This window comes from Niallia sp. HCP3S3_B10 (genome assembly GCF_052064465.1).
GTDB lineage: Bacteria > Bacillota > Bacilli > Bacillales > Cytobacillaceae > Niallia > Niallia hominis.
Genome location: NZ_JBQHVO010000006.1, coordinates 24,891 through 47,789, shown reverse-complemented (window position 1 = coordinate 47,789; position 22,899 = coordinate 24,891). Strand labels below are relative to the sequence as shown.

Annotated in this window: 20 protein-coding genes and 1 pseudogene; all 21 read left to right on the top strand. The window is 36.6% G+C overall.

Annotation, left to right across the window (positions count from 1 at the left end):
• Nucleotides 1-359: 359 nt before the first annotated feature.
• The 21 genes and pseudogenes from ACTNDN_RS05095 to ACTNDN_RS04995 all read left to right on the top strand — a co-directional run bounded on the left by ACTNDN_RS05095 (nucleotide 360) and on the right by ACTNDN_RS04995 (nucleotide 22,876).
• Nucleotides 360-578, top strand: a complete 219-nt coding sequence (locus tag ACTNDN_RS05095; RefSeq protein WP_031534554.1) for a hypothetical protein — start codon at nucleotides 360-362, stop codon at nucleotides 576-578.
• Nucleotides 579-757: 179 nt separating this feature from the next.
• Nucleotides 758-2,161: pseudogene (locus ACTNDN_RS05090) on the top strand (PolC-type DNA polymerase III); the annotation flags it as partial.
• A 276-nt stretch (nucleotides 2,162-2,437) separates the two neighbouring features.
• Nucleotides 2,438-2,911, top strand: a complete 474-nt coding sequence (gene rimP / locus ACTNDN_RS05085; protein ID WP_192840931.1) for a ribosome maturation factor RimP — start codon at nucleotides 2,438-2,440, stop codon at nucleotides 2,909-2,911.
• Nucleotides 2,912-3,009: 98 nt separating this feature from the next.
• Complete coding sequence (nusA, locus tag ACTNDN_RS05080; protein WP_031534559.1) at nucleotides 3,010-4,140, top strand: transcription termination factor NusA; 1,131 nt, start codon at nucleotides 3,010-3,012, stop codon at nucleotides 4,138-4,140.
• Nucleotides 4,141-4,155: 15 nt separating this feature from the next.
• Entirely contained in the window at nucleotides 4,156-4,440 is a 285-nt protein-coding gene (gene rnpM, locus ACTNDN_RS05075; RefSeq protein ID WP_031534561.1) for an RNase P modulator RnpM, read from the top strand.
• On the top strand, nucleotides 4,437-4,739 hold the full coding sequence (locus tag ACTNDN_RS05070; RefSeq protein ID WP_016201165.1) for a YlxQ family RNA-binding protein: 303 nt from the start codon (nucleotides 4,437-4,439) through the stop codon (nucleotides 4,737-4,739). Before rnpM ends, ACTNDN_RS05070 begins: the two co-directional genes overlap by 4 nt.
• Before the next feature lie 19 nt (nucleotides 4,740-4,758).
• Complete coding sequence (gene infB, locus ACTNDN_RS05065) at nucleotides 4,759-6,930, top strand: translation initiation factor IF-2 (protein ID WP_031534562.1); 2,172 nt, start codon at nucleotides 4,759-4,761, stop codon at nucleotides 6,928-6,930.
• Nucleotides 6,927-7,208, top strand: coding sequence for a DUF503 domain-containing protein (locus tag ACTNDN_RS05060; RefSeq protein ID WP_031534563.1), 282 nt, complete (start codon nucleotides 6,927-6,929; stop codon nucleotides 7,206-7,208). Before infB ends, ACTNDN_RS05060 begins: the two co-directional genes overlap by 4 nt.
• 21 nt (nucleotides 7,209-7,229) lie before the next feature.
• On the top strand, nucleotides 7,230-7,595 hold the full coding sequence (rbfA, locus tag ACTNDN_RS05055; RefSeq protein ID WP_031534565.1) for a 30S ribosome-binding factor RbfA: 366 nt from the start codon (nucleotides 7,230-7,232) through the stop codon (nucleotides 7,593-7,595).
• A gap of 317 nt (nucleotides 7,596-7,912) precedes the next feature.
• Nucleotides 7,913-8,830: a tRNA pseudouridine(55) synthase TruB gene (gene truB, locus ACTNDN_RS05050; RefSeq protein WP_031534567.1), complete on the top strand. Its 918-nt coding sequence runs from the start codon at nucleotides 7,913-7,915 to the stop codon at nucleotides 8,828-8,830.
• A gap of 78 nt (nucleotides 8,831-8,908) precedes the next feature.
• A complete protein-coding gene (gene ribF / locus ACTNDN_RS05045; protein ID WP_031534569.1) occupies nucleotides 8,909-9,856 on the top strand; it encodes a bifunctional riboflavin kinase/FAD synthetase in 948 nt (315 codons plus the stop codon).
• A gap of 316 nt (nucleotides 9,857-10,172) precedes the next feature.
• Nucleotides 10,173-10,442, top strand: coding sequence for a 30S ribosomal protein S15 (rpsO, locus tag ACTNDN_RS05040; protein WP_016201171.1), 270 nt, complete (start codon nucleotides 10,173-10,175; stop codon nucleotides 10,440-10,442).
• 229 nt (nucleotides 10,443-10,671) lie between these two features.
• Nucleotides 10,672-12,792: a polyribonucleotide nucleotidyltransferase gene (pnp, locus tag ACTNDN_RS05035; protein ID WP_235247679.1), complete on the top strand. Its 2,121-nt coding sequence runs from the start codon at nucleotides 10,672-10,674 to the stop codon at nucleotides 12,790-12,792.
• 196 nt (nucleotides 12,793-12,988) lie between these two features.
• Entirely contained in the window at nucleotides 12,989-13,945 is a 957-nt protein-coding gene (locus tag ACTNDN_RS05030; protein ID WP_441130817.1) for a polysaccharide deacetylase family protein, read from the top strand.
• 344 nt (nucleotides 13,946-14,289) lie between these two features.
• Nucleotides 14,290-15,528, top strand: a complete 1,239-nt coding sequence (locus tag ACTNDN_RS05025; RefSeq protein WP_031534573.1) for a M16 family metallopeptidase — start codon at nucleotides 14,290-14,292, stop codon at nucleotides 15,526-15,528.
• A gap of 467 nt (nucleotides 15,529-15,995) precedes the next feature.
• Nucleotides 15,996-16,892, top strand: a complete 897-nt coding sequence (dpaA, locus tag ACTNDN_RS05020; protein WP_235247678.1) for a dipicolinic acid synthetase subunit A — start codon at nucleotides 15,996-15,998, stop codon at nucleotides 16,890-16,892.
• A 2-nt stretch (nucleotides 16,893-16,894) separates the two neighbouring features.
• Entirely contained in the window at nucleotides 16,895-17,491 is a 597-nt protein-coding gene (gene dpaB / locus ACTNDN_RS05015) for a dipicolinate synthase subunit B (RefSeq protein WP_031534577.1), read from the top strand.
• Between the two features lie 208 nt (nucleotides 17,492-17,699).
• Nucleotides 17,700-18,746, top strand: coding sequence for an aspartate-semialdehyde dehydrogenase (gene asd / locus ACTNDN_RS05010; RefSeq protein WP_031534579.1), 1,047 nt, complete (start codon nucleotides 17,700-17,702; stop codon nucleotides 18,744-18,746).
• 365 nt (nucleotides 18,747-19,111) lie between these two features.
• The gene (dapG, locus tag ACTNDN_RS05005) at nucleotides 19,112-20,329 is read left to right on the top strand and encodes an aspartate kinase (RefSeq protein WP_031534580.1); all 1,218 of its coding nucleotides are present in this window, start codon (nucleotides 19,112-19,114) and stop codon (nucleotides 20,327-20,329) included.
• Nucleotides 20,330-20,376: 47 nt separating this feature from the next.
• On the top strand, nucleotides 20,377-21,240 hold the full coding sequence (gene dapA, locus ACTNDN_RS05000; RefSeq protein WP_031534581.1) for a 4-hydroxy-tetrahydrodipicolinate synthase: 864 nt from the start codon (nucleotides 20,377-20,379) through the stop codon (nucleotides 21,238-21,240).
• A 298-nt stretch (nucleotides 21,241-21,538) separates the two neighbouring features.
• Nucleotides 21,539-22,876 carry an amino acid permease gene (locus ACTNDN_RS04995; RefSeq protein WP_235247677.1) on the top strand — a complete coding sequence of 446 codons (1,338 nt, stop codon included), beginning with the start codon at nucleotides 21,539-21,541 and terminating at the stop codon, nucleotides 22,874-22,876.
• Nucleotides 22,877-22,899 lie beyond the last annotated feature (23 nt).

The following is a 22,899-nucleotide window of genomic DNA, read 5'->3' as shown; positions in this document are numbered from 1 at the left end:
TCCATATAGCTTTATAGGAGCTATCAAGCTAGACGGAGTTTAGAGGAAACCTACGGAAGTATGTATAGATAGAGTTAACGGAACGTGGGAAGCTTCGGAGACTTGAGGTGATTACACACCGATTGAAAGTCGTTCTTCAAAAAGCTCAGCTTGAGTATAATGAAGATTTGTCGAAGTGGCAGTAAAGCCGTAGTACCGATTGTAGGAACTGCTGATGACGACCAAATATACTGAATAGGTCCGAGGGAAAAACAGTTCTGAGGGAAGGGCTTGAGTAGTCTTTTACGATACAAATCCTACACAAGTCAGTATTCTTGTATGACTAAATAGAAACGAAAGCCTTTCTTGGAGGTGATTAGTTGGCTGACTTAATGGTTCAAAAGCTAAGAAATAACGAATATTTCAATGTTCAAGACACATTTGACCATTTGTATGCTGAAAGTAAAAATGGAAGGTATTTTAATAAGCTGTACGATTTAATCATCTCAGAAGAAAATATTCTTCTCGCTTTTCAAAACTTGAAAAGGAACACTGGAAACAGAACAACTGGTCAAACTATTATCATGTCAATACACTAGACGCCAAAGCATTAAAGAAACTCAATGCACTACGCAAGGTAGTAGGATTCCGAGCGTTAGTGATCTAATTATCGTAAATATAAAGACGATAGAGCGCCGTATGACACCGAAAGGGTCACGTACGGTGTGGGGCAGGGGAAAAGCTAGAGATGACATCAAAGGCTTACCTATTGCCATATTTTTCCGGTGAATATCAGCCAATCGCCCATAACTACACAAAAGTACTGTTTGGTGATGAGTATGTATACCGTGCAGGAACAATAGGTACTGTAGCTGATAAAACAGCATATGGTTATGTTAAGGCATATCAAAACGATAATAATTTGCAAATTCGCGGTGCGGAAATTGACCGATTAGCATCTGGCTGTACGGGTGTTAAGCGAACAACTGGACAGCATCCAGGGGGAATCATTGTTATTCCGGATTATATGGATGTTTATGACTTTACGCCGATTCAATTTCCAGCAGATGATCGAAATTCCGAATGGAAAACAACCCATTTTGATTTCCATTCTATCCATGATAATGTACTGAAGCTTGATATTCTAGGACATGATGATCCGACTGTTATCAGAATGCTTCAAGATTTAAGTGGGATTGACCCTAAGACAATTCCGACAGATGATCCAGAAGTAATGAAAATATTCAGTGGTACGGAGTCACTTGGGGTAACCCCAGAACAAATTTATTGTAAAACAGGTACATTTGGTATCCCTGAGTTTGGAACAAAATTTGTTCGACAAATGCTAGAAGATACAAAGCCGACAACGTTTTCTGAGTTAGTACAGATATCTGGTCTATCTCACGGTACAGATGTTTGGCTAGGCAATGCCCAAGAACTTATTCATAATAATATTTGTAACTTAAGTGAAGTAATAGGATGTCGTGATGACATTATGGTTTATCTAATCTATCAAGGACTGGATCCAAGTTTCGCTTTCAAAATCATGGAAAGTGTGCGTAAAGGGAAAGGTCTATCAGATGAGATGGAAGAAGAAATGAGAAAGAACGAAGTACCAGAATGGTATATTGATTCTTGCAAAAAGATAAAATATATGTTCCCGAAGGCGCATGCCGCTGCTTACGTATTAATGGCAGTAAGGATTGCTTATTTCAAAGTGCATCATGCATTGCTTTATTACGCTGCATATTTCACTGTTCGTGCCGATGATTTTGATGTTGATGCAATGGTGAAAGGCTCCCATAGTATTAAAGCAGTAATAGATGATATAAGTGCAAAAGGGTTAGACGCATCAACGAAAGAGAAGAACTTATTAACTGTAATGGAGCTAGCCTTTGAAATGGTAGAAAGGGGCTATTCCTTCAAAAAGGTTGATTTATATAAATCTAGTGCTACTGAATTTATTATTGAAGGTAATTCTCTTATTCCACCATTCAATAGTATCCCAGGATTGGGAACAAATGCTGCAATAAATATTGTGGAAGCTAGAAAAAATGGGGAGTTTTTATCAAAAGAGGATTTACAGCAACGGGGAAAAGTTTCTAAAACCATTATGCAATATCTTGACAATCACGGTTGCTTGGCAGATATGCCAGACCAAAATCAGCTTTCCTTATTCTAATAGATTTTTTAGAAGTCGGAAGAAACGTTGTAATAACGGACTTTCATTTGCATAAATGAAGTGGTTATGGTATAGTTTAATTGGAAATACTAAGGATAACTTTCGCGAATGGAGAGTGGGGCAACCCACTCTTTCCTGTTTGTATTAGGGTTTTTTCCTAAAATCAGAAGTGAATGGTATCACACTAATTTGAGAATTGAGCAACAAGTGTACATATTTTAGTTTACTAAGTTGACTCTAAAAACATAATAAGGTTCCTTGCTTAAGGAGGGAAAAATTTTGAGCAAAGTAACACAAATAGTGGAAGAAATGGCACATCCCATTTTAGATGAACTACATTTAGAATTAGTAGATGTTGAATATGTAAAAGAGGGACCAAACTGGTTTTTACGTGTTTACATTGACAAAGAAACTGGCGTGGATATTGATGAATGTGCAGTTGTTAGTGAAAAACTAAGTGAAAAGCTAGATGAAGTCGATCCGATTTCAGAGAACTACTTTTTAGAGGTTTCTTCACCTGGAGCAGAACGACCATTAAAAAAAGACAAAGATTTCGAAAAGGCAATCGGGAAAAATGTTTATATTAAAACATATGAACCAATTGAAAACGAAAAAACCTTTGAAGGAATCTTAACAGCTTTTGATGGAAAAATGGTGACAGTCGAAGTCAAAATAAAGACAAGAAAGAAAACGATTGAGATCCCATACGAAAAAGTTGCTAAAGCTAGGCTTGCAGTTACTTTTTCATAATTTATAAAGGACTTTAATTAAGAAGCTTTATGAAAAAGCTTCGCTAACTTACGGTCATTTCATTATTGATAATAGAGAATAAAGGGGGATACACGCTCATGAGCAGTGAATTAGTTGATGCTCTAGTGTTACTTGAAAAAGAAAAAGGAATATCACGAGAAGTGATCATGGATGCAATGGAAGCGGCTTTAATCTCTGCTTATCGCCGCAATTTTAACCAGGCACAAAATGTACGAATTGATTTGAATTTAGGTGCAGGTTCTATGCGTGTATTTGCTAGAAAAGAAGTAGTAGATGAGGTATTTGATCCACGTCTGGAAATTTCTTTGGAAGATGCACAAAAAATTAATCCGAACTATGAAGTAGAAGATATTGTGGAATTAGAAGTTACACCAAAAGATTTTGGTCGTATTGCAGCGCAAACTGCAAAACAAGTAGTTACACAAAGAGTTCGTGAGGCAGAAAGAGGAATTATCTATTCCGAATTTATCGATCGCGAAGAAGACATCATGACAGGGATTGTTCAACGTCAAGATAGCAAATTTATTTATGTAAGCTTAGGAAAAATTGAAGCAATCTTGCCTACAAATGAACAAATGCCAAATGAGCATTATAAACCACATGATAGAATCAAAGTGTTCTTAACAAAAGTGGAAAAGACAACAAAAGGTCCACAAATCTTTGTTTCTAGAACACATCCAGGTTTACTAAAAAGATTATTTGAGATGGAAGTGCCAGAAATTTATGATGGCACAGTAGAAATCAAATCGGTTGCTCGTGAAGCTGGAGATCGTTCCAAAATTTCCGTTCATTCAGAAAATGAAGAAGTAGATCCAGTAGGTTCATGTGTAGGTCCTAAAGGAACTCGTGTGCAGACGATTGTAAATGAGTTAAAAGGGGAAAAGATTGATATTGTTAAGTGGTCTAGTGACCCAACAGTATTTGTCGCAAATGCATTAAGCCCTTCAAAAGTATTAGAAGTAATTGTGAATGAAGAAGACAAAGCAACTACTGTGATTGTTCCAGATTATCAATTGTCATTGGCAATTGGTAAGAGAGGCCAAAATGCACGCTTAGCAGCGAAGCTTACTGGCTGGAAAATTGATATCAAATCTGAATCGGAAGCAAGAGAAGTTGGAATTTATCCAACAGAAAATTCATTAATTAAATTTGATGATGAAGTAGAAGAAGAGGATGATTTTCGTTTAAGCACGGAAGATTTCGAGTGATAGAGGTGAATGTGTGTGAACAAACCAAGAAAAGTACCAATGCGTAAATGTGTTGCTACCGGTGAAATGAGGCCGAAAAAAGAATTAGTTCGCATCGTTCGTTCCAAAGAAGGGGATGTATCCGTCGATTTAACAGGGAAAAAATCCGGTCGTGGAGCATATCTTTCATTGGATAGAGAAGCAGTACTATTAGCCAAGAAGAAGAATATTCTTTCTAATCAGCTAGAAGTTACAGTAGATGATTCTGTCTATGAAGAGCTGTTAGAACTAATAGATAAGGAGCAAAGACAATCCAAATGAACGATAACAAGTGGATGTCATTACTTGGCTTAGCAAATCGAGCACGGAAAATTACCTCAGGTGAGGAATTGACCGTAAAAGAAATTAGAAGCGGTAATGCAAAGCTAATATTATTGTCGGAAGATGCGTCACAAAACACGACAAAGAAAATCACAGATAAATGCCGTTCCTATAAAGTGCCAGTAAAGCTTGTTTCAAATAGGGAAATCCTAGGGAAAGCGATAGGGAAAGAGCAACGAGTGGTTGTCGCTGTTTTGGATAATGGATTTGCAAAAAAACTTTTAACGCTGCTCGATTAATTCTAGCGGGGGTGAAATGATGAGTAAAGTGCGAGTATACGAATACGCAAAACAATATAACATTTCAAGCAAGGATGTTATTGCTAAATTAAAAGAGATGAACGTAGAAGTCTCAAACCATATGACAACATTGGAAGAGGAAGCAATAAAAAAACTAGATCGTGTATATAATAAAAAGAACGAAGAAAATAAGCCAAAAACACCGGCTCAAAAAGCGGTTGCTAAAAATATCGCAGACGAGTATGAAAAAGAAAGCGATGAAATGGCTGAAAAGGGGAAAGTAAATCAATCTGTGAAAAATACTAAAGATAATAAACCAGGGTTTAATAAACCAAAAAACAATAACAACAATAATAACAAAAATAGAAATAACAATCGCAAAGGGAAGCAAAATGCTGCTCCAGTTGCACCACCTGCTCCGAAAAAAGAAAAAGAATTACCAGAGAAAATTACATTCAGTGAGTCTTTAACTGTTGCTGAATTAGCAAAAAAATTACATCGTGAACCATCTGAAATCATCAAAAAATTATTCCTACTTGGTGTAATGGCAACGATCAACCAAGAATTAGATAAAGATGCGATCGAGTTAATCTGTACAGATTATGGGGTAGAAGTTGAAGAAGAAATTAAAATCGATACAACGGACCTAGAAGTATACTTTGCAGATGATGAAAATGCAGAATTAATAGAGCGCCCATCTGTTGTTACAATCATGGGACACGTTGACCACGGGAAAACAACATTACTTGACAGTATCCGTAATACAAAGGTAACAGCAGGAGAAGCTGGTGGTATTACCCAGCATATCGGTGCATACCAAATTGAGGAAAATGGCAAGAAAATTACGTTTCTTGATACACCAGGACACGCAGCCTTTACTACAATGCGTGCACGTGGTGCCAAAATTACAGATATCACCATTCTTGTTGTAGCTGCTGACGATGGTGTTATGCCACAGACAATCGAAGCAATCAACCATGCGAAGGCTGCTGAGGTTCCTATTATTGTTGCAGTCAATAAAATGGATAAACCAACTGCAAATCCTGATCGAGTAATGCAGGAATTAACAGAACATGGATTAGTACCAGAAGCTTGGGGTGGGGAAACTATCTTTGTTCCACTTTCCGCATTAACTGGTGAAGGTATTGATTCTTTACTGGAAATGATTTTATTAGTAAGTGAAGTAGAAGAATATAAAGCTAATCCAAATCGTAATGCGGTTGGAACGGTTATTGAAGCAGAGCTAGATAAAGGGAAAGGTTCTGTCGCAACTTTACTAGTTCAAAATGGTACATTGCGCGTAGGAGATCCAATTGTAGTTGGAAATACATTTGGTCGCGTTCGTGCAATGGTTAACGATTTAGGTAGACGTGTGAAATCAGCAGGACCATCAACACCTGTTGAAATTACTGGTTTAAACGAGGTTCCACAAGCTGGTGATCGATTTGTTGTCTTCAATGATGAGAAAACAGCAAGACAAGTCGGAGAAGCTCGTTCTACACAAGCAATTCAAGCTCAAAGATCAGAAAAAACAAGAATCAGTCTTGATAATCTGTTTGAACATATGAAACAAGGGGAAATGAAAGATATTAATATCGTTCTTAAAGCCGATGTTCAAGGTTCAGCAGAAGCATTAGCTGCCGCTCTTTATAAAATTGAAGTAGAAGGCGTAAATGTTAAAATTATTCATACTGGTGTAGGTGCCATTAATGAATCAGATATTACACTTGCAGCTGCATCTAATGCAATTGTTATCGGATTTAACGTTCGACCTGATGTTAATGCGAAAAGAGCTGCAGATGCTGAAGAAGTAGATGTACGTTTACACCGTATTATCTATAAAGTAATTGAAGAAATCGAAGCGGCAATGAAAGGGATGCTTGACCCTGAATTCCAAGAAAAAATTATTGGTCAGGCTGAAATTCGTCAAACTTTCAAGGTTTCTAAAATCGGTACGATTGCAGGTTCCTATGTAACAGACGGAAAAATTACAAGAGATAGCGGCATTCGCTTAATCCGTGACGGTGTTGTAATTTTTGAAGGCGAAATCGATGCATTAAAACGCTTTAAGGACGATGCAAAAGAAGTAGCTCAGGGTTACGAGTGTGGGATTACAATCAAAAACTTTAACGATGTTAAAGAAGGCGATATTATCGAAGCATATGTTATGGAAGAAATTGAGCGTAAATGATAATTGGTTTAATGACAGTGGAATGCATTATTTATGATGCCCACTCATTAAAAGAAAAGCGGGCGGTCCTACAAAGGATTATGACCCGCTTAAAGCAAAAATACAATATCTCTATTTCAGAGGTAGACTTTCAAGATACTTGGCAAAGAACAAAGATTGCTATCGTTACAGTTGCTTCTGCACGTGTCTCCGTTGAAGGTGTGTTGCAGCAAGCACAGCAGTTTATCGATTCTTTCCCAGAAATAGAGAGAACGGTAACAGATATAGAATGGCTTTAATAAAATGAGGTGAATTGCGCGATGAGTCTAAGACCAAATCGTGTTGGTGAACAAATGAAGAAGGAATTGGGCGAGATTATTACTCGTAAGATAAAAGATCCTCGCATCGGCTTTGTAACCGTTACAGATGTTAACGTTACAGGTGACCTTCAACAAGCAACTGTGTATATTTCCGTACTTGGCGATGAGGAACAACGTGAAAATACACTAAAAGGATTAGCAAAAGCGAAAGGTTTTATCCGTTCAGAGATTGGACAACGCATTCGTTTACGCAAAACTCCTGAGATTACTTTTGAATTTGATGAGTCGATAGATTACGGAAATAGAATTGATACATTATTGCATCAAATCGCAAAAGAAAATCCGTCTAGCAACGACGAAAGATAAGATGTAAAAATAAGTATGCTCCTATCGGACTTTTTCCATGATGGTTATGGATATGGACGATAGGAGTTTTTTTATAGAGGCTTAAATAAAGTTAACTTTCGAACAAAGCGCGTTGATTTCCGTTACAGGAACTTGCTTTCCGCGGGGAGGGATGAGAGCCTCCTCGGCTTTGCCTGCGGGTCTCTTATTTCCCTCATCTCCCGCAGGAGTCAAGTTCCCTCAATCAACTCAGAATTTTAAATGACATTACAAGTAAAGAGCAAGATCTATTTTCGCATTAATTATTTAAATTTATAAATGAATAAAGGATGAGGTATATGGAAGGGATTTTACCGTTATGGAAGCCGAAGGGGCTTACTTCGCATGATTGTGTTTTTCGTTTGCGAAAGATATTACATATGAAGAGGATTGGTCATACTGGCACACTCGATCCAGATGTAACAGGGGTATTGCCGATTTGTTTAGGAAGAGCGACGAAAGTAGCGGAATATATAACAGATGCTGGCAAAGAATACGTAGGAGAAGTAACGATAGGCTACTCTACTACTACAGAAGACCGTTCTGGAGAAAAGGTAGAGGAAAAGGAAGTAACAGAAACGATTACGAGAGAAAGAATCGAGGCAATATTACAAGAATTAACAGGGACAATTACGCAAACACCGCCAATGTATTCTGCCGTAAAAGTAAATGGAAAAAGGCTTTATGAATATGCAAGACAAGGATTAGTGATTGAACGACCTTCAAGACAAGTGACTATTTATTCTTTAGAATTAATAGAAGAATGGAAAGAATTAAAGGGTGATATCGTATCCTTTCGATTTAAAGTAAGCTGCAGTAAAGGAACATATATCAGAACGCTCGCTGTGATGATTGGAGAAAAATTAGGGTATCCTGCCCATATGTCAGACTTAAGTCGAACACGTTCTGCAACATTTACGGAAAAAGAATGTGTGACCTTTGAAGAGCTTGAAGAATATGTAGAAAAAGGGATTGTTGATAAGCTTATTTATCCGATTGAAGACGCGCTTTTACATTTGCCGAAATATGAAATAAATGATACATTAGCAATGAAGGTACGAAACGGAACGGTATTAGAAACTCCTGCTCATTTAGTAGAAGAACAGGAGCCAATTGTCATTCAAACAACAACAGGTGAAGCGTTAGCTATCTATGTTCAGCATCCAACAAAAAATGGTTTAATAAAACCGTCAAAAATATTGAAAATTTTGGAATAGTGAATAATGCGTCGTACACCTTGAAACAGTGTGACAAAAGGGATAAAGAAATTAGAGCTAGAAAAGGTGAGTAGCGTAGTGAAAATAGTTAGAATCAATCATTCAGAACGAAATAAAGAGCAAGATTATCCGCCAATTTCCATTGCGTTAGGTTCTTTTGATGGTGTACATCTTGGTCACCAAAAAGTAATCGGAGAAGCAAAAAATATAGCAGATCAAAATGGATGGAGCAGTGCTGTTATGACGTTCGATCCCCATCCTTCTATCGTGCTAGGTGGAAAAACGAAAAAAGTAGAGTATTTAACCTCTTTTGAATCCAAAGTGGAAGAATTAGCAAAATTAGGAATTGATTATTTATTCATTGTTGATTTCACTATTGAATTTGCTAGTTTGCCACCGCAAGAATTCGTAGATACGTATTTAATTGACTTAAATGTGAAGCATGTTGTAGCAGGTTTTGATTATACTTATGGCAAGAAAGCTCAAGGAACGGCTGGAACACTTTCGGAACATTCACGAGGTAAATATGAAACAACCATTATTGGAAAAGAAACCATTGGGGGAGAGAAAGTAAGTTCCACATTGATTCGTTCCCTTATTAATAATGGAGATATGGAAAAAGTTCCTTCCCTATTAGGCAGATATTATACGATAAAAGGCACTGTCATTCATGGCGATAAGCGGGGAAGAACAATCGGTTTTCCTACAGCAAACGTAAAGCAAGCAAGTGATGTTATTTTGCCACCACTTGGTGTATATGCGGTCCGATTATTAGTAAATGGAAAGTGGTATGAAGGGGTATGTAATTTAGGCACAAAACCAACCTTCACTCCAGAAGAGAAAACAGCCAGCATTGAAGTCCATATTTTCGATTTCCATCAAGACATCTATGGACATTCCGTAACAGTAGAATGGCATAAACGAATCAGAAGTGAACAAAAATTCAATGGAATCGATGAACTAGTAGCCCAAATAGAAAAAGACAAGCAAACGGCATTACAATATTTTTATGATAACGCACAATAAGAAAAAAATGAAAGTAATACGGAATATTCTAAATAGATTTGGAAATACTGGTTAAATATATTCCAACAGGTAAATAGAAAGAAACAAGTAATAGTAAGGAAACTTTTATTTGTTTCTATTAGAATCGATGTTTGGCCAGACTCTCTTTTGTGTTCTTTGCTTATTTTAAAAAATAAAAGGTTATGTCTTGATTTTTCACAAGAAAACAGGTATTCTTAAATACGTACTAAAAACAACCTTTGCTTGGCAAATCGAATCACCAACGTTTTGCTCGGTAAATGGGGATTAGTGTAATAGAAATAGGAGGTGAAACAGGATGGCAATCACTCAAGAACGTAAAAACGAACTTATCAATGAGTACAAAACGCATGAGAACGATACTGGATCTCCAGAAGTTCAAATCGCTGTCCTTACTGAGTCAATCAATAACTTAAATGAACATTTACGTACACATAAAAAGGATCATCACTCACGTCGTGGTCTTTTGAAAATGGTAGGTAGACGTCGTAATCTTTTAACTTACCTACGTAATAAAGACGTTCAACGTTACCGTGTTTTAATTAACAAACTTGGTCTACGTAGATAGTTAAAAAAGCGGGATATTTTTCCCGCTTTTTTATTGTAAATAAATGCGAATCTAACATATGGTTTCTATAGATTACATAAATTAATTTCGTTTTTTAGTTACATAAAATGTGTATACTAGTAGAAGAGAAAATTTAAAGGTAGTATTCTTTATTTTATAAAATAGTAGGTTTTAGGTAGTATTTAACCGGAAACCTCCATGAAGTGAATGAGTAGAGAGGGGTTTATGAATGGGACAAGATAAGCATGTCTATTCCATTGACTGGGCTGGAAGAAAGCTTACAGTCGAAATTGGACAATTAGCAAAACAAGCAAATGGCGCAGTACTTGTACGATATGGTGATACTGCTGTATTAAGCACAGCGACTGCTTCAAAAGAACCGAAAAACTTAGACTTCTTTCCATTAACAGTAAACTATGAAGAACGCCTATATGCAGTTGGTAAAATCCCAGGTGGCTTTATAAAAAGAGAAGGACGTCCAAGCGAAAGAGCGATTCTTGCAAGCCGTTTAATCGACAGACCGATTCGACCATTATTTGCTGATGGCTTCCGTAATGAAGTGCAAGTAGTCAGCATGGTTATGAGTGTGGATCAAGATTGTACATCTGAAATGGCAGCAATGTTTGGGTCATCACTCGCATTATCTGTTTCTGACATACCATTTGGCGGTCCAATCGCTGGTGTATATGTTGGAAGAATCGATGGCGAATTTGTCATCAATCCAACAGTAGAACAAGCAGAGAAAAGTGATATTAATCTTGCTGTTGCAGGTACAAAGGATGCAATCAACATGGTTGAGGCTGGTGCAGATGAAGTGCCAGAAGAAGTAATGCTTGAAGCAATTATGTTTGGTCATGATGAAATTAAACGTCTAATTGCTTTCCAAGAAAAAATTGCTGAAGAGATTGGCAAAGAGAAAACGGAAGTTGTTCTATACGAATTGGATAAAGACATCGAAGCAGATGTGCGCGCATTATGTGAAAACGAAATGCTAGAAGCCATTCGAGTACAAGAAAAGCATGCTCGTGAAGCAGCTATTAAAGTGGTAAAAGATTCTGTTATTGCAAAGTATGAAGCAGAAGAAACAGAAGAAGAAGAATTAAAGCAAGTGAAAGCAATTTTAGATAAATTAGTGAAAAATGAAGTTCGCCGTTTAATTACGGAAGATAAAGTTCGCCCAGACGGACGTGGATTAGAAGAAATCCGCCCACTATCTTCAGAAGTTCATTTATTACCAAGAACACATGGATCTGGTCTGTTCACTCGTGGACAAACGCAAGCATTAAGCATTTGTACATTAGGTGCTCTAGGAGACGTACAAATCTTGGACGGTCTTGGAGTAGAAGAAGAAAAACGGTTTATGCATCACTATAATTTCCCTAACTTCAGTGTTGGTGAAACAGGACCAATGCGTGGACCTGGACGAAGAGAAATCGGCCATGGCGCACTAGGGGAAAGAGCCTTAGAACCGATCATTCCTTCTGAAAAAGACTTCCCATATACTATTCGCCTTGTATCAGAAGTATTAGAATCCAATGGTTCTACTTCACAAGCTAGTATTTGTGCAAGTACGCTTGCTATGATGGATGCTGGGGTGCCAATTAAAGCACCAGTTGCAGGTATTGCAATGGGTCTGATTAAATCTGGTGAACACTACAGTATTTTAACAGACATACAAGGAATGGAAGATCATTTAGGAGATATGGACTTTAAAGTTGCTGGTACTTCTAAAGGGGTTACAGCACTTCAAATGGATATTAAAATTGATGGACTATCTCGTGAAATTTTAGAAGAGGCATTACAGCAAGCAAAAATTGGTCGTATGCAAATTTTAGAATCCATGATGGCAACAATCAATACTCCTAGAGAATCTTTATCTTCTTATGCGCCAAAAATCTTAATGATGTCTATTAACCCAGACAAAATTCGCGATGTAATTGGACCAAGTGGTAAACAAATCAATAAAATCATTGAAGAAACTGGCGTTAAAATTGATATCGAGCAAGATGGTACAGTATTCATTTCTTCTATTGATGATGAAATGAATAACAAAGCAAAACAAATTATTGAAGATATTGTTCGTGAAGTAGTTGTCGGACAAATGTATCTTGGCAAAGTAAAACGAATCGAGAAATTCGGTGCATTCGTTGAAATCTTTAACGGAAAAGACGGCCTTGTTCATATTTCTGAGCTTGCTGAAGAAAGAATTGGCAAAGTAGAAGACGTCGTAGCAATTGGTGATGAAATCCTTGTGAAAGTAACAGAAATTGATAAACAAGGAAGAGTTAACTTATCACGCAAAGCGGTTTTAAAAGAACAAAAAGAACAAGCTGAGAATGCTAAAAACTAACTAAATAACAAAAAGAAAAAGATGACTTTGATAAAAGCTGTTAATGGTTTAACAGATATTTTATCAAGTCATCTTTTTTGTGGAATGAAATGATTCATCTTGAACCAAAATAAAAAATAAGGATAAGCAATGTCCATATTTCTGCGTTCTACCTTGTCCTTGATTATCATATTGTAATAACTAGGGGGGGAAGGTGATGAAGAAAATAGTTTCACTAGTAGGGATTGTTGTTGTCTCTTGGTTTTTAGTTAATAATCCTTTAGCAGATACATATGTTAGCACCTTGCAAGAAAAATCAGTAACCGTAACAGCAAATGGTTCCTTATACACAACTATTAGTGAAAAAGCAAAAGAGTTTGAAAAAGCACCAATAGATGCAAAGTTAGATCCAGTATGGAAAGCAATTCCTGGATTAAACGGGCTAAAGGTCGATATAGATGCATCATATAAAAATATGAAAAAAGAGAAGATATTCAATGAACAAAAATTAGTTTTCCAACAAGTGAAACCAGAAATTACTTTAGCTGATTTGCCGCCTGCTCCTATTTATAAAGGAAATCCAGACAAAGAGACAGTTAGTTTTATTATAAATGTAGCATGGGGCAATGAATTTTTGCCTGATATTCTAGCTACCTTGAAAAAACATCATGTGAAGGCTAGTTTTTTCTTAGAGGGTAGATGGGTTCAAAAAAACCCAGATCTTGCAAAAATGATTGCAGAAGCTGGGCATGAAATCGGAAATCATTCCTATACACATCCTGATATGAGTAAAATTAGTAGCAGCAAAATTCATGAGGAAATAGTTAAAACAAATGATGTGATAGAAGCAACAACAGGAGAGCAAGTCACGTTGTTAGCACCACCAAGCGGATATTTTAATAATGAAGTAGTAAAGATTGCAGATCAGCAGAAGTTGAAAACAGTAATATGGTCTGTAGATACAATCGATTGGCAAAAACCAAGCCCAGATACATTGCTTAATCGAGTTCTTGCAAAAATCCATAATGGGGCACTTATCCTCATGCACCCTACAGAAGTAACGACAAATAGTCTCGAGCGATTAATTATTGAAATTGAGAATAAAGGGTATAAAATTGATACGGTTAGTGACATGCTTAGTGAGGAGCGGGAAAGCTATAATACAAAAAAATAGTAGTTCCATCCATCTTATAGTATTCTATAAGATGAAATGTATTTTAAATGCTGTTGCTTTATTTTTATGAAGGCTTGAATTAATGGATGTGTAAGGAATAGTTTCTTCGGGAATGAAGGAAATGGGAGCGGCGCCAGTAAAGCGGAAATCAACAGGGAGCATACGAAAAGTAAAAATAACATACTTATCTTCTCTTCATACGGGAATGAAACGTTATTCATCTTTTAAACCTTCCTATGTTATGATTATAATCAAACAATGTTTTGGAAAAAATAAGAGGAATAAGATATACTAGCAGTCGCAGCTATATTTAACAACTTGGTAGAAGAACAGGAGGAACATAATTGATCAAAAGATATACTTGCCAAAATGGAGTAAGAATAGTATTGGAAAACATTCCAACCGTTCGCTCTGTAGCTATTGGCGTATGGATAGGAACAGGATCACGGAAAGAGGATGAAAAAAATAATGGTGTATCCCATTTTTTAGAGCATATGTTTTTTAAAGGAACAAAAACACGTAGTGCAAGAGAAATAGCAGAATCATTTGACAGTATTGGTGGTCAAGTAAATGCTTTTACTTCAAAGGAATATACTTGCTATTATGCAAAGGTGTTGGATACACATGCTGATATGGCATTAGAAGTGTTAGCAGACATGTATTTTAACTCAACTTTTGATGAAGAAGAGTTAAAGAAAGAGAAAAATGTTGTATATGAAGAGATTAAGATGTATGATGATACACCAGATGATATTGTCCATGATTTATTAAGTCAGGCAATCTATGATAAACATCCATTAGGCTATCCAATTTTAGGTACAGAAGAGACGCTTGCTACCTTTAATGGAGATACGTTAAGAGAATATATGTTTAATCATTATACACCAGATAATACAGTTATTTCGATTGCTGGAAATATTACAGATACATTTATTTCCCAGGTAGAGAAGTATTTTGGAACATATGAAGCGGGTAAATCAGAAATAGAAATTGTGAAACCTTCTTTCCATGCCAATAATTTTTCTCGAAAAAAGGAAACAGAGCAAGCCCATCTATGCCTAGGCTTTAATGGATTACAAGTGGGCGATGAGAAAATGTATACACTTGTTTCCTTAAACAATATTCTCGGTGGTAGTATGAGCAGTAGACTGTTCCAAGATGTTCGTGAGCAAAAAGGCTTAGCTTACTCGGTTTTCTCTTATCATTCTGCATACCAAGATAGCGGGATTGTAACAATATATGGCGGTACAGGAGCAAAACAGCTAGATGAACTATTTGATACGATTCAAAGTACGCTTGCTACCTTGAAAAAAGAAGGAATTACTGAAAAGGAGCTTCTAAATAGTAAGGAGCAATTGAAAGGTAGCTTAATGCTAAGTTTAGAGAGTACAAATAGCCGAATGAGCAGAAATGGCAAAAACGAATTATTATTAGGTAAACATCGTTCCTTGGATGATATTATTGCTGATATAGACCGAGTTACGAAAGCGGATGTCGATCAAATGGCAAAAGATATTTTCACTGACACATTCTCTGTGTCTTTAATCAGCCCAGACGGACAACTGCCAAAACCACTTCAATAAATGGCACTACATATATAAAATAAAAACTAGGAAACAGAATTTATTTCTGAATTCCTAGTTTTTTTGTGCCCCTACCTTTGAACTAGTAGATTGCTTTCTACAACGAAATGATGGCATTGTTTCGTTTTGTCCTCCATTCTATCCGCTTTTACAACTTCCCGTGGGTAACTTATTTTATGAAGGTAATGAAGAACAGAAAGATAAAGGGATGCATAAATCGAATTAGATGAGAAATTTTGAAGTAAAAAAGGCTTTTAAGTAGCGGACGCTCGAGCTAGTTCGATTAGAAACTAGGACAGGAAGGTTACGAAGCTTTCCCTTCTTAGTTAGTTGTTCTAAATAAAGAAGAAATCCTTCTTTTTGAGGAATTCCTCGAAACAACTCACCTAATAATATGTAATCACATAAGATGTTGAAGTAGCGAGCTATGAAAACAGGATCTTTAAAAAAAAGAAGGTGAAATATTCATGCTGAAAGGGATGAAAATCGCGGTTACCGGCGGTGATGCAAGGCAGCTAGAAATTGTTCGCAAGTTAACCGAACAAGAGGCAATCCTTTCATTAATTGGGTTCGAGCAGTTAGACCATGCATTCACCGGAGCTACAAAAGAAAAAATCGATAACGTAGATTTTTCGAAAATAGATGCTATTATCTTACCCGTTAAAGGTACCGATTTAAATGGGCAAGTTGATACAATCTTTTCGAACGAAAAGGTTTTTTTAACAAAAGAAATACTAGAAAAAACCCCAGAGCATTGCACCGTATATTCAGGAATAACGAATGAATATTTAAATTTGCTAATTAAAGAAACAAACCGAAAACTCGTTCAATTATTTGATCGAGATGATGTAGCAATATTAAATTCCATTCCAACAGTAGAAGGTACGATTATGATGGCAATCCAACATACAGATACAACGATTCATGGTTCTAAAGTAATCGTGCTAGGGCTAGGACGTGTAGGAATGAGTGTTGCTCGAACTTTCCACGCATTAGGTGCGAAAGTAAAGGTTGCAGCTAATCAAAGTGAACATATTGCACGCATTATAGAAATGGGATTAAGCCCTGTACATTTAGATGATTTACAAATCGCGGTGGAAGAGATCGATATATGTATCAATACGATTCCCCATCTTGTCGTAACTTCTGATGTCATTGAAAAAATGCCTCTACACACTTTGGTGCTCGATTTGGCATCTAAACCAGGTGGAACGGATTTTCAATATGCAGAAAAAAGAGGGGTTAAGGCATTACTTGCACCAAGTTTACCAGGAATTGTAGCCCCGAAAACAGCAGGGAATATACTCGCAGATGTCTTAGCTCAATTACTTGCTGATCAACCGCAACAAGGAAAGGAGAAATAAGCATGAGTAGTTTACAAGGAAAAAGAATAGGATTTGGAATTTCAGGATCCCACTGCACATATGCAGAAGTAGTACCACAGGTAGAGAAATTAGTATCACTTGGCGCAGAAGTAGTACCAGTTGTCACAGGAAATGTTAAAAATACAGATACTCGTTTCGGCAAGGGGAAGGATTGGGTTAGCAAAGTAGAAGAAATAACTGGGCAGCCAATAATCGATAGCATCGTAGCAGCAGAGCCTCTTGGACCGAAAGCACCACTCGATTGTATGGTAATCGCTCCATTAACAGGAAATAGCATGAGCAAATTTGCTAATGCTATGACAGACAATGCAGTACTAATGGCAGCTAAAGCTACATTAAGAAATCAAAAACCAGTTGTGTTAGGAATATCAACAAATGATGCATTAGGATTAAACGGCATGAATCTTATGCGCTTGATGGCAACAAAGAATATTTTCTTTATCCCATTTGGTCAGGATGATCCAGAAAAAAAACCAAATTCCATGGTAGCAAGAATGTCTATGCTTGCAGAAACAATTGAAGCAGCATTAGAATATAAACAGATTCAGCCAGTAATTGTAGAGAAATATTTAGATTAACGAGTGTTTTTTTATAATCACCGATAAAACAAGGCGCTTTTTGTAATCCAATTGGAGCTCTTTAGCGCCAATCGGTGTTTTTTGAAAGAATCTGATAAAAGTTTCTTTTATTGCTGCTTGAATATGTTAAAATAGATAATATTATTTAAGGCGGTGCATGACGCTAGCCTATTATTATTAGAGAAAGCCTTTGGAAGGAGAACCATTAATGGATCAATTAAAAGGATATAACGTAGCAGTAGTTGGAGCAACAGGGGCTGTTGGTCAGCAAATGATCAAAACATTAGAAAGCAGAGATTTTCCTATTTCAACATTAACACTTTTGTCTTCAAAACGTTCAGCAGGGACAAAAGTTCTTTATAAAGATAAGGAAATAGTTGTACAAGAAGCAACTCCAGAAAGCTTTAAAGGAATCGATATTGCGCTATTTAGTGCAGGTGGCGGGGTTTCAAAGGAGCTAGCACCACATGCGGTAAGACATGGAGCAATTGTTGTTGATAATACAAGTGCATTCCGTATGGACAAAGATGTGCCATTAGTAGTACCAGAAGTAAATGAAGAAGATCTTCGCAACCATAACGGAATTATTGCAAATCCGAACTGTTCTACTATTCAAATGGTCGTAGCTCTACAACCATTGAAAGAAAAATATGGACTATCTAAAGTATTAGTGTCGACATATCAAGCTGTGTCTGGATCAGGAGCAGCAGCAGTAGAGGAATTAAATAGCCAAACGCAAGCGATTCTTAACAACGAAGCATTTGAGCCAAAAATTCTTCCAGTTAAAAGTGATAAGAAACATTATCAAATTGCTTTTAATGCGGTTCCGCAAATTGATGTGTTCACTGAAAATGGATTTACTTATGAAGAAATGAAAATGATTAACGAAACAAAGAAAATCATGCATGCAGAGGACTTAAAAGTTGCGGCAACATGTGTACGTATACCAGTTGCAACAGGTCATTCTGAATCTATTTATTTTGAATTAGACAATGACCAAGTAACAGCTTCAGAAATAAAAGAGTTATTACAAGTTTCTCCTGGCATTGTGCTACAAGATGATCCGAATAATCAAATCTATCCAATGCCTGCAGATTGTGTAGGGAGCAATGATGTTTTTGTCGGACGTATTCGTCAAGATTTAGACGTGAAGAACGGATTTCATATGTGGGTAGTATCAGATAACTTATTAAAGGGTGCCGCATGGAACTCTGTTCAAATCGCAGAAAGCCTAATTAAATTAGGACTTGTATAAGTAAATTAAGAAAGGCAAGACTTAAAAAGGATTAGAATGCAGGAAAATGCCTGTAAGTAGAGTTCTAATTTTTCTACATACAGGAAGTACAAGTTTGGACACAGCAATATACGCATCGTTTCCAAAATCTTGTCTTTCTTAACAAATGAGTATTTTTAGAAGAAAGAGATCCTTTTTTTAACGAATACTACAATTAAATGGCTCAAAGCTTAACTAGAGTCAAACAACAAGGGATCCTCCTAGTAATATGATGTCTGAGGTGAATCTAATCTATAGAGTTAAGGATTTTGAGAATCCTCCAATTGTTCTAGAAAAAGGCACCCTTATATTTACACTCATTTAGAAAGTGTTCAGAGGTGTTTACTGTGAAAATAATGGTTCAAAAATTTGGTGGAACATCCGTAAGAGATGAAAAAAGCCGAATTCAAGCAAAAGATCATATTAAAGATGCATTAAGTGAAGGGTATAAAGTGGTTGTAGTTGTTTCAGCAATGGGCCGTAAAGGAGAACCATATGCAACGGACACACTATTATCATTAGTTGGCGGAGCAGAAACAAGTATCAGCAGAAGAGAAAATGATTTGCTAATGTCATGCGGCGAAATTATTTCAAGTGTTGTGTTCACACAGCTATTGCTAGAAAATCAGATTTCAGCTACAGCTTTGACAGGTGCTCAAGCTGGATTTAAAACGAATAATGATTTTACGAATGCAAGAATAATGGAAATGGACTGCAGCCGTATTCTACAAGAATTGGAAAACCATGATGTAGTCGTGGTAGCTGGCTTTCAAGGAGCAGCACTAAATGGAGATACGACAACATTAGGAAGAGGCGGAAGTGATACTTCAGCAGCCGCTTTAGGATCTGCCCTAAACGCAGAATATATTGATATATTCACAGACGTAGAAGGAATTATGACAGCTGATCCAAGAATTGCTGAAAATGCTCGACCATTATCAGTGGTCACGTATTCAGAGGTATGTAATATGGCATACCAAGGGGCAAAAGTAATACATCCGCGAGCAGTGGAAATTGCGATGCAGGCAAAGGTGCCAATTCGAATTCGTTCTACGTATTCAAAAGGTACTGGTACCCTCGTTACATCTAGTAATGCAGAGAACAGAGGTAGCGACATTAAAGAAAGACCTGTTACTGGTATTGCGCATGTAGCGAATGTAACACAGATTAAAGTATTTGCAAAAAAAGATCAGTATGATTTGCAGGCACAAGTATTTAAAGCAATGGCAAATGAAGAAATAAGTGTCGACTTTATCAACATATCACCAAACAGTGTTGTCTATACCGTAACAAATGAAATGACCAATAAAGCAATAGCTGTTCTTGAAAATATGGGCTACGAACCTGTTATGGAAAGAGAGTGTGCGAAAGTTTCAGTAGTTGGTGCTGGAATGGCCGGTGTACCAGGTGTTACATTTAAAATTGTGACGGCACTATCAAATAAAGGAATTCGAATCCTACAATCAGCTGATAGCCATGCAACGATATGGGTCCTTGTGAAGCAGGATGATTTAGTAAACGCGGTGAATGTACTACATGATGCGTTTGAGCTAGAAAAAGAATAGAATAGATATAGATACGACAAGATCGAGATGAGAATAGGAGTGGAACGATGGGTTTATTTGGTAGGGTGTCAACGGCCATGATTACACCATTTGATGCCAAGGGACATATAGATTTTCCAAAAACAACACAGTTGATTAATCATTTAATTGAAAACGGAACGGATTCTTTAGTAGTAGCTGGTACAACTGGAGAATCACCCACATTATCCAAACAAGAGAAGATTGCGTTATTTAAACATGTGGTAAAGGTAGTGGAAAAGAGAGTTCCAATTGTTGCAGGAACAGGTAGTTATAACACATATGAGTCCATCGAATTGACGAAACAAGCTGAACTTGCAGGTGTGGACGCTGTTATGGTAGTTGGACCATACTATAACAAGCCAAACCAAGAGGGATTGTTTCAGCATATTAAAGCAGTTGCAGAATCTACAAAACTACCCGTTATGATATATAATATTCCAGGTCGTTCTGTTGTTAATATTGAACCAGATACTATTATTCGATTGTCTGAAATTGAAAATATAGTAGCAGTAAAAGAAGCTAGCGGAAATTTAAATAACATCACGAAAATTATTGCGTCAACCCCAGATGATTTTTACGTTTACAGTGGCGATGACGGTTTAACATTACCGTTATTATCTGTAGGGGGAACAGGAATAATCTCTGTTGCGTCCCATATTATCGGCAAAGAAATGAAAGAAATGGTGAATTCTTTCTTAGCTGGGAATATAGAGGAAGCTTCAAAAATGCATCAGAAATTACTTCCGCTTATGTTAGCCTTATTTAAAGCACCTAACCCTGTGCCTGTAAAAACGGCGCTTCAATTAAAAGGATTTGATGTTGGTTCTGTTCGATTACCATTAGTTCCTTTAACAGAGGAAGAACGCAAAGAACTAGCAGAGTTTTTATAAGGTGTTAGTCTTTATCCGCAATTAGGATTAACATGATAAAACAGCTTGTTTTGCAAGGTTAAAAGAATGTTACTAGTCAGAAGAGTTCAGCTATCTCTTATTACTAAGAATGTACCAATGCTAAAATTGGTTCGTTCCACCGTGAGATAACTAGCTCTTCTGACTTTTTTGTTTGATTCCATAATAAGAAGAACTTGTTTCTAATTCAGTAATTGATTATGATTGGATACATAGTAAATGTTCGATTTATGGAAAAATCTTAATTGCAAGTAAATGGAAGAAGTACGGAGGAGAAAGTATGACGAATAATAAGTTACAGAAAAATTTATTGCCAAGACATATCAGTTTAATGGCAATGGGAGGAGCTATTGGTACTGGAATATTTAAAGGAAGCGGCGAAACCGTATCGATTGCTGGCCCAGGCGTTATCTTTACATACATATTTGCAGGGCTATTATTACTCGTAGTAATGGGAAGCATTGCGGAAATGGCGATTATTTATCCAAATACAAATATGAAAGGCTTTATCGGAAAAGCTTTTGGCGATCGAATGGCATTCATCATTGGCTGGATGTATTGCATTTTATGGCTTGCTGTATGCGTGATTGAGGTTGTTGTAGCCGGAAGCTTTTTACAATTTTGGTTACCAGACGTACCACTTTGGATATTAAGCATTATTTGTTCCATTATTTTAATCGCTGTAAATACAATGAATGTGAAAAATTATGGTGAATTTGAGTTTTGGTTTGCAGGAATTAAAATTGGGATGATTATTCTCTTTATTATTCTAGGAGCAGCTGTTTTATTCGGTATTATTCCATCTGGCGAAACCAATTATTTGCAAAATTACACAGAAAACGGTGGGTTTTTCCCAAATGGCTGGATGCCTGTCTTTTCAGCATTATTAATTGTTATGTTTTCCTATGGTGGCTCTGAACTTATTGGGGTTACCGTAACAGAAGCAAAAGATGCAGAGAAAATACTACCGAAAGTAATTAAAAGCTTTATCTTACGAATCATATTATTTTACACACTACCAATATTAATTATTTGTGGTCTTATTCCTTGGAATAAGCTAAATGATGCTTCTAGTCCATTTGTACAAGTGCTGACTATTTCAGGATTATCTGGCGCAGCTCATATTATGAACTTTGTCTTGATTATTGCGGTGTTATCTGCGGCAAATTCGGGTATATATGGTTGTACAAGAATGATGTATTCTCTTGCGTTAGAAGGACAAGGACCAAAGGCGTTCAGCAAGGTAAATAAAAATGGAGTTCCTTTATATAGTTTAATGCTTACAGCTATTATTTTAATTGCTGGCTCCATGATTGCGTTAGTAAAGCAAGAGGAAGTATTCGCTTTGCTTATGGCATTCCCAGGTTTTGTCGTTTCGATTGTTTGGATTACTATTTGTTTAGCCCAAGTAAAGCTTCGAAAATCTTATCCTTTTGAACCAAGCTTTAAAATTTGGGGATATCCGTACATACCTATAATTACGGTTATTTGTTTAGCTATTATTAGTATCAGTTTCTTGTTTGATGAAGCAAATCGAATTAGCATCATGGCATGTTTAGCCTGTTTCTTTGTTGTAATCGTTATTTCTATTTTTAAATTTAAGTCAAATAAGCGTTAAAAAATGATTATTACTATGGAAAA

Excerpts from the sequence above, each read along its gene's own strand:
- nusA (WP_031534559.1), top strand. The coding sequence starts at position 3,010 with ATGAGCAGTGAATTAGTTGATGCTCTAGTGTTACTTGAAAAAGAAAAA.
- ACTNDN_RS05070 (WP_016201165.1), top strand. The coding sequence starts at position 4,437 with ATGAACGATAACAAGTGGATGTCATTACTTGGCTTAGCAAATCGAGCA.
- infB (WP_031534562.1), top strand. The coding sequence starts at position 4,759 with ATGAGTAAAGTGCGAGTATACGAATACGCAAAACAATATAACATTTCA.
- ACTNDN_RS05060 (WP_031534563.1), top strand. The coding sequence starts at position 6,927 with ATGATAATTGGTTTAATGACAGTGGAATGCATTATTTATGATGCCCAC.
- rbfA (WP_031534565.1), top strand. The coding sequence starts at position 7,230 with ATGAGTCTAAGACCAAATCGTGTTGGTGAACAAATGAAGAAGGAATTG.
- truB (WP_031534567.1), top strand. The coding sequence starts at position 7,913 with ATGGAAGGGATTTTACCGTTATGGAAGCCGAAGGGGCTTACTTCGCAT.
- rpsO (WP_016201171.1), top strand. The coding sequence starts at position 10,173 with ATGGCAATCACTCAAGAACGTAAAAACGAACTTATCAATGAGTACAAA.
- pnp (WP_235247679.1), top strand. The coding sequence starts at position 10,672 with ATGGGACAAGATAAGCATGTCTATTCCATTGACTGGGCTGGAAGAAAG.
- ACTNDN_RS05030 (WP_441130817.1), top strand. The coding sequence starts at position 12,989 with ATGAAGAAAATAGTTTCACTAGTAGGGATTGTTGTTGTCTCTTGGTTT.
- dpaA (WP_235247678.1), top strand. The coding sequence starts at position 15,996 with ATGCTGAAAGGGATGAAAATCGCGGTTACCGGCGGTGATGCAAGGCAG.
- dpaB (WP_031534577.1), top strand. The coding sequence starts at position 16,895 with ATGAGTAGTTTACAAGGAAAAAGAATAGGATTTGGAATTTCAGGATCC.
- asd (WP_031534579.1), top strand. The coding sequence starts at position 17,700 with ATGGATCAATTAAAAGGATATAACGTAGCAGTAGTTGGAGCAACAGGG.
- dapA (WP_031534581.1), top strand. The coding sequence starts at position 20,377 with ATGGGTTTATTTGGTAGGGTGTCAACGGCCATGATTACACCATTTGAT.
- ACTNDN_RS04995 (WP_235247677.1), top strand. The coding sequence starts at position 21,539 with ATGACGAATAATAAGTTACAGAAAAATTTATTGCCAAGACATATCAGT.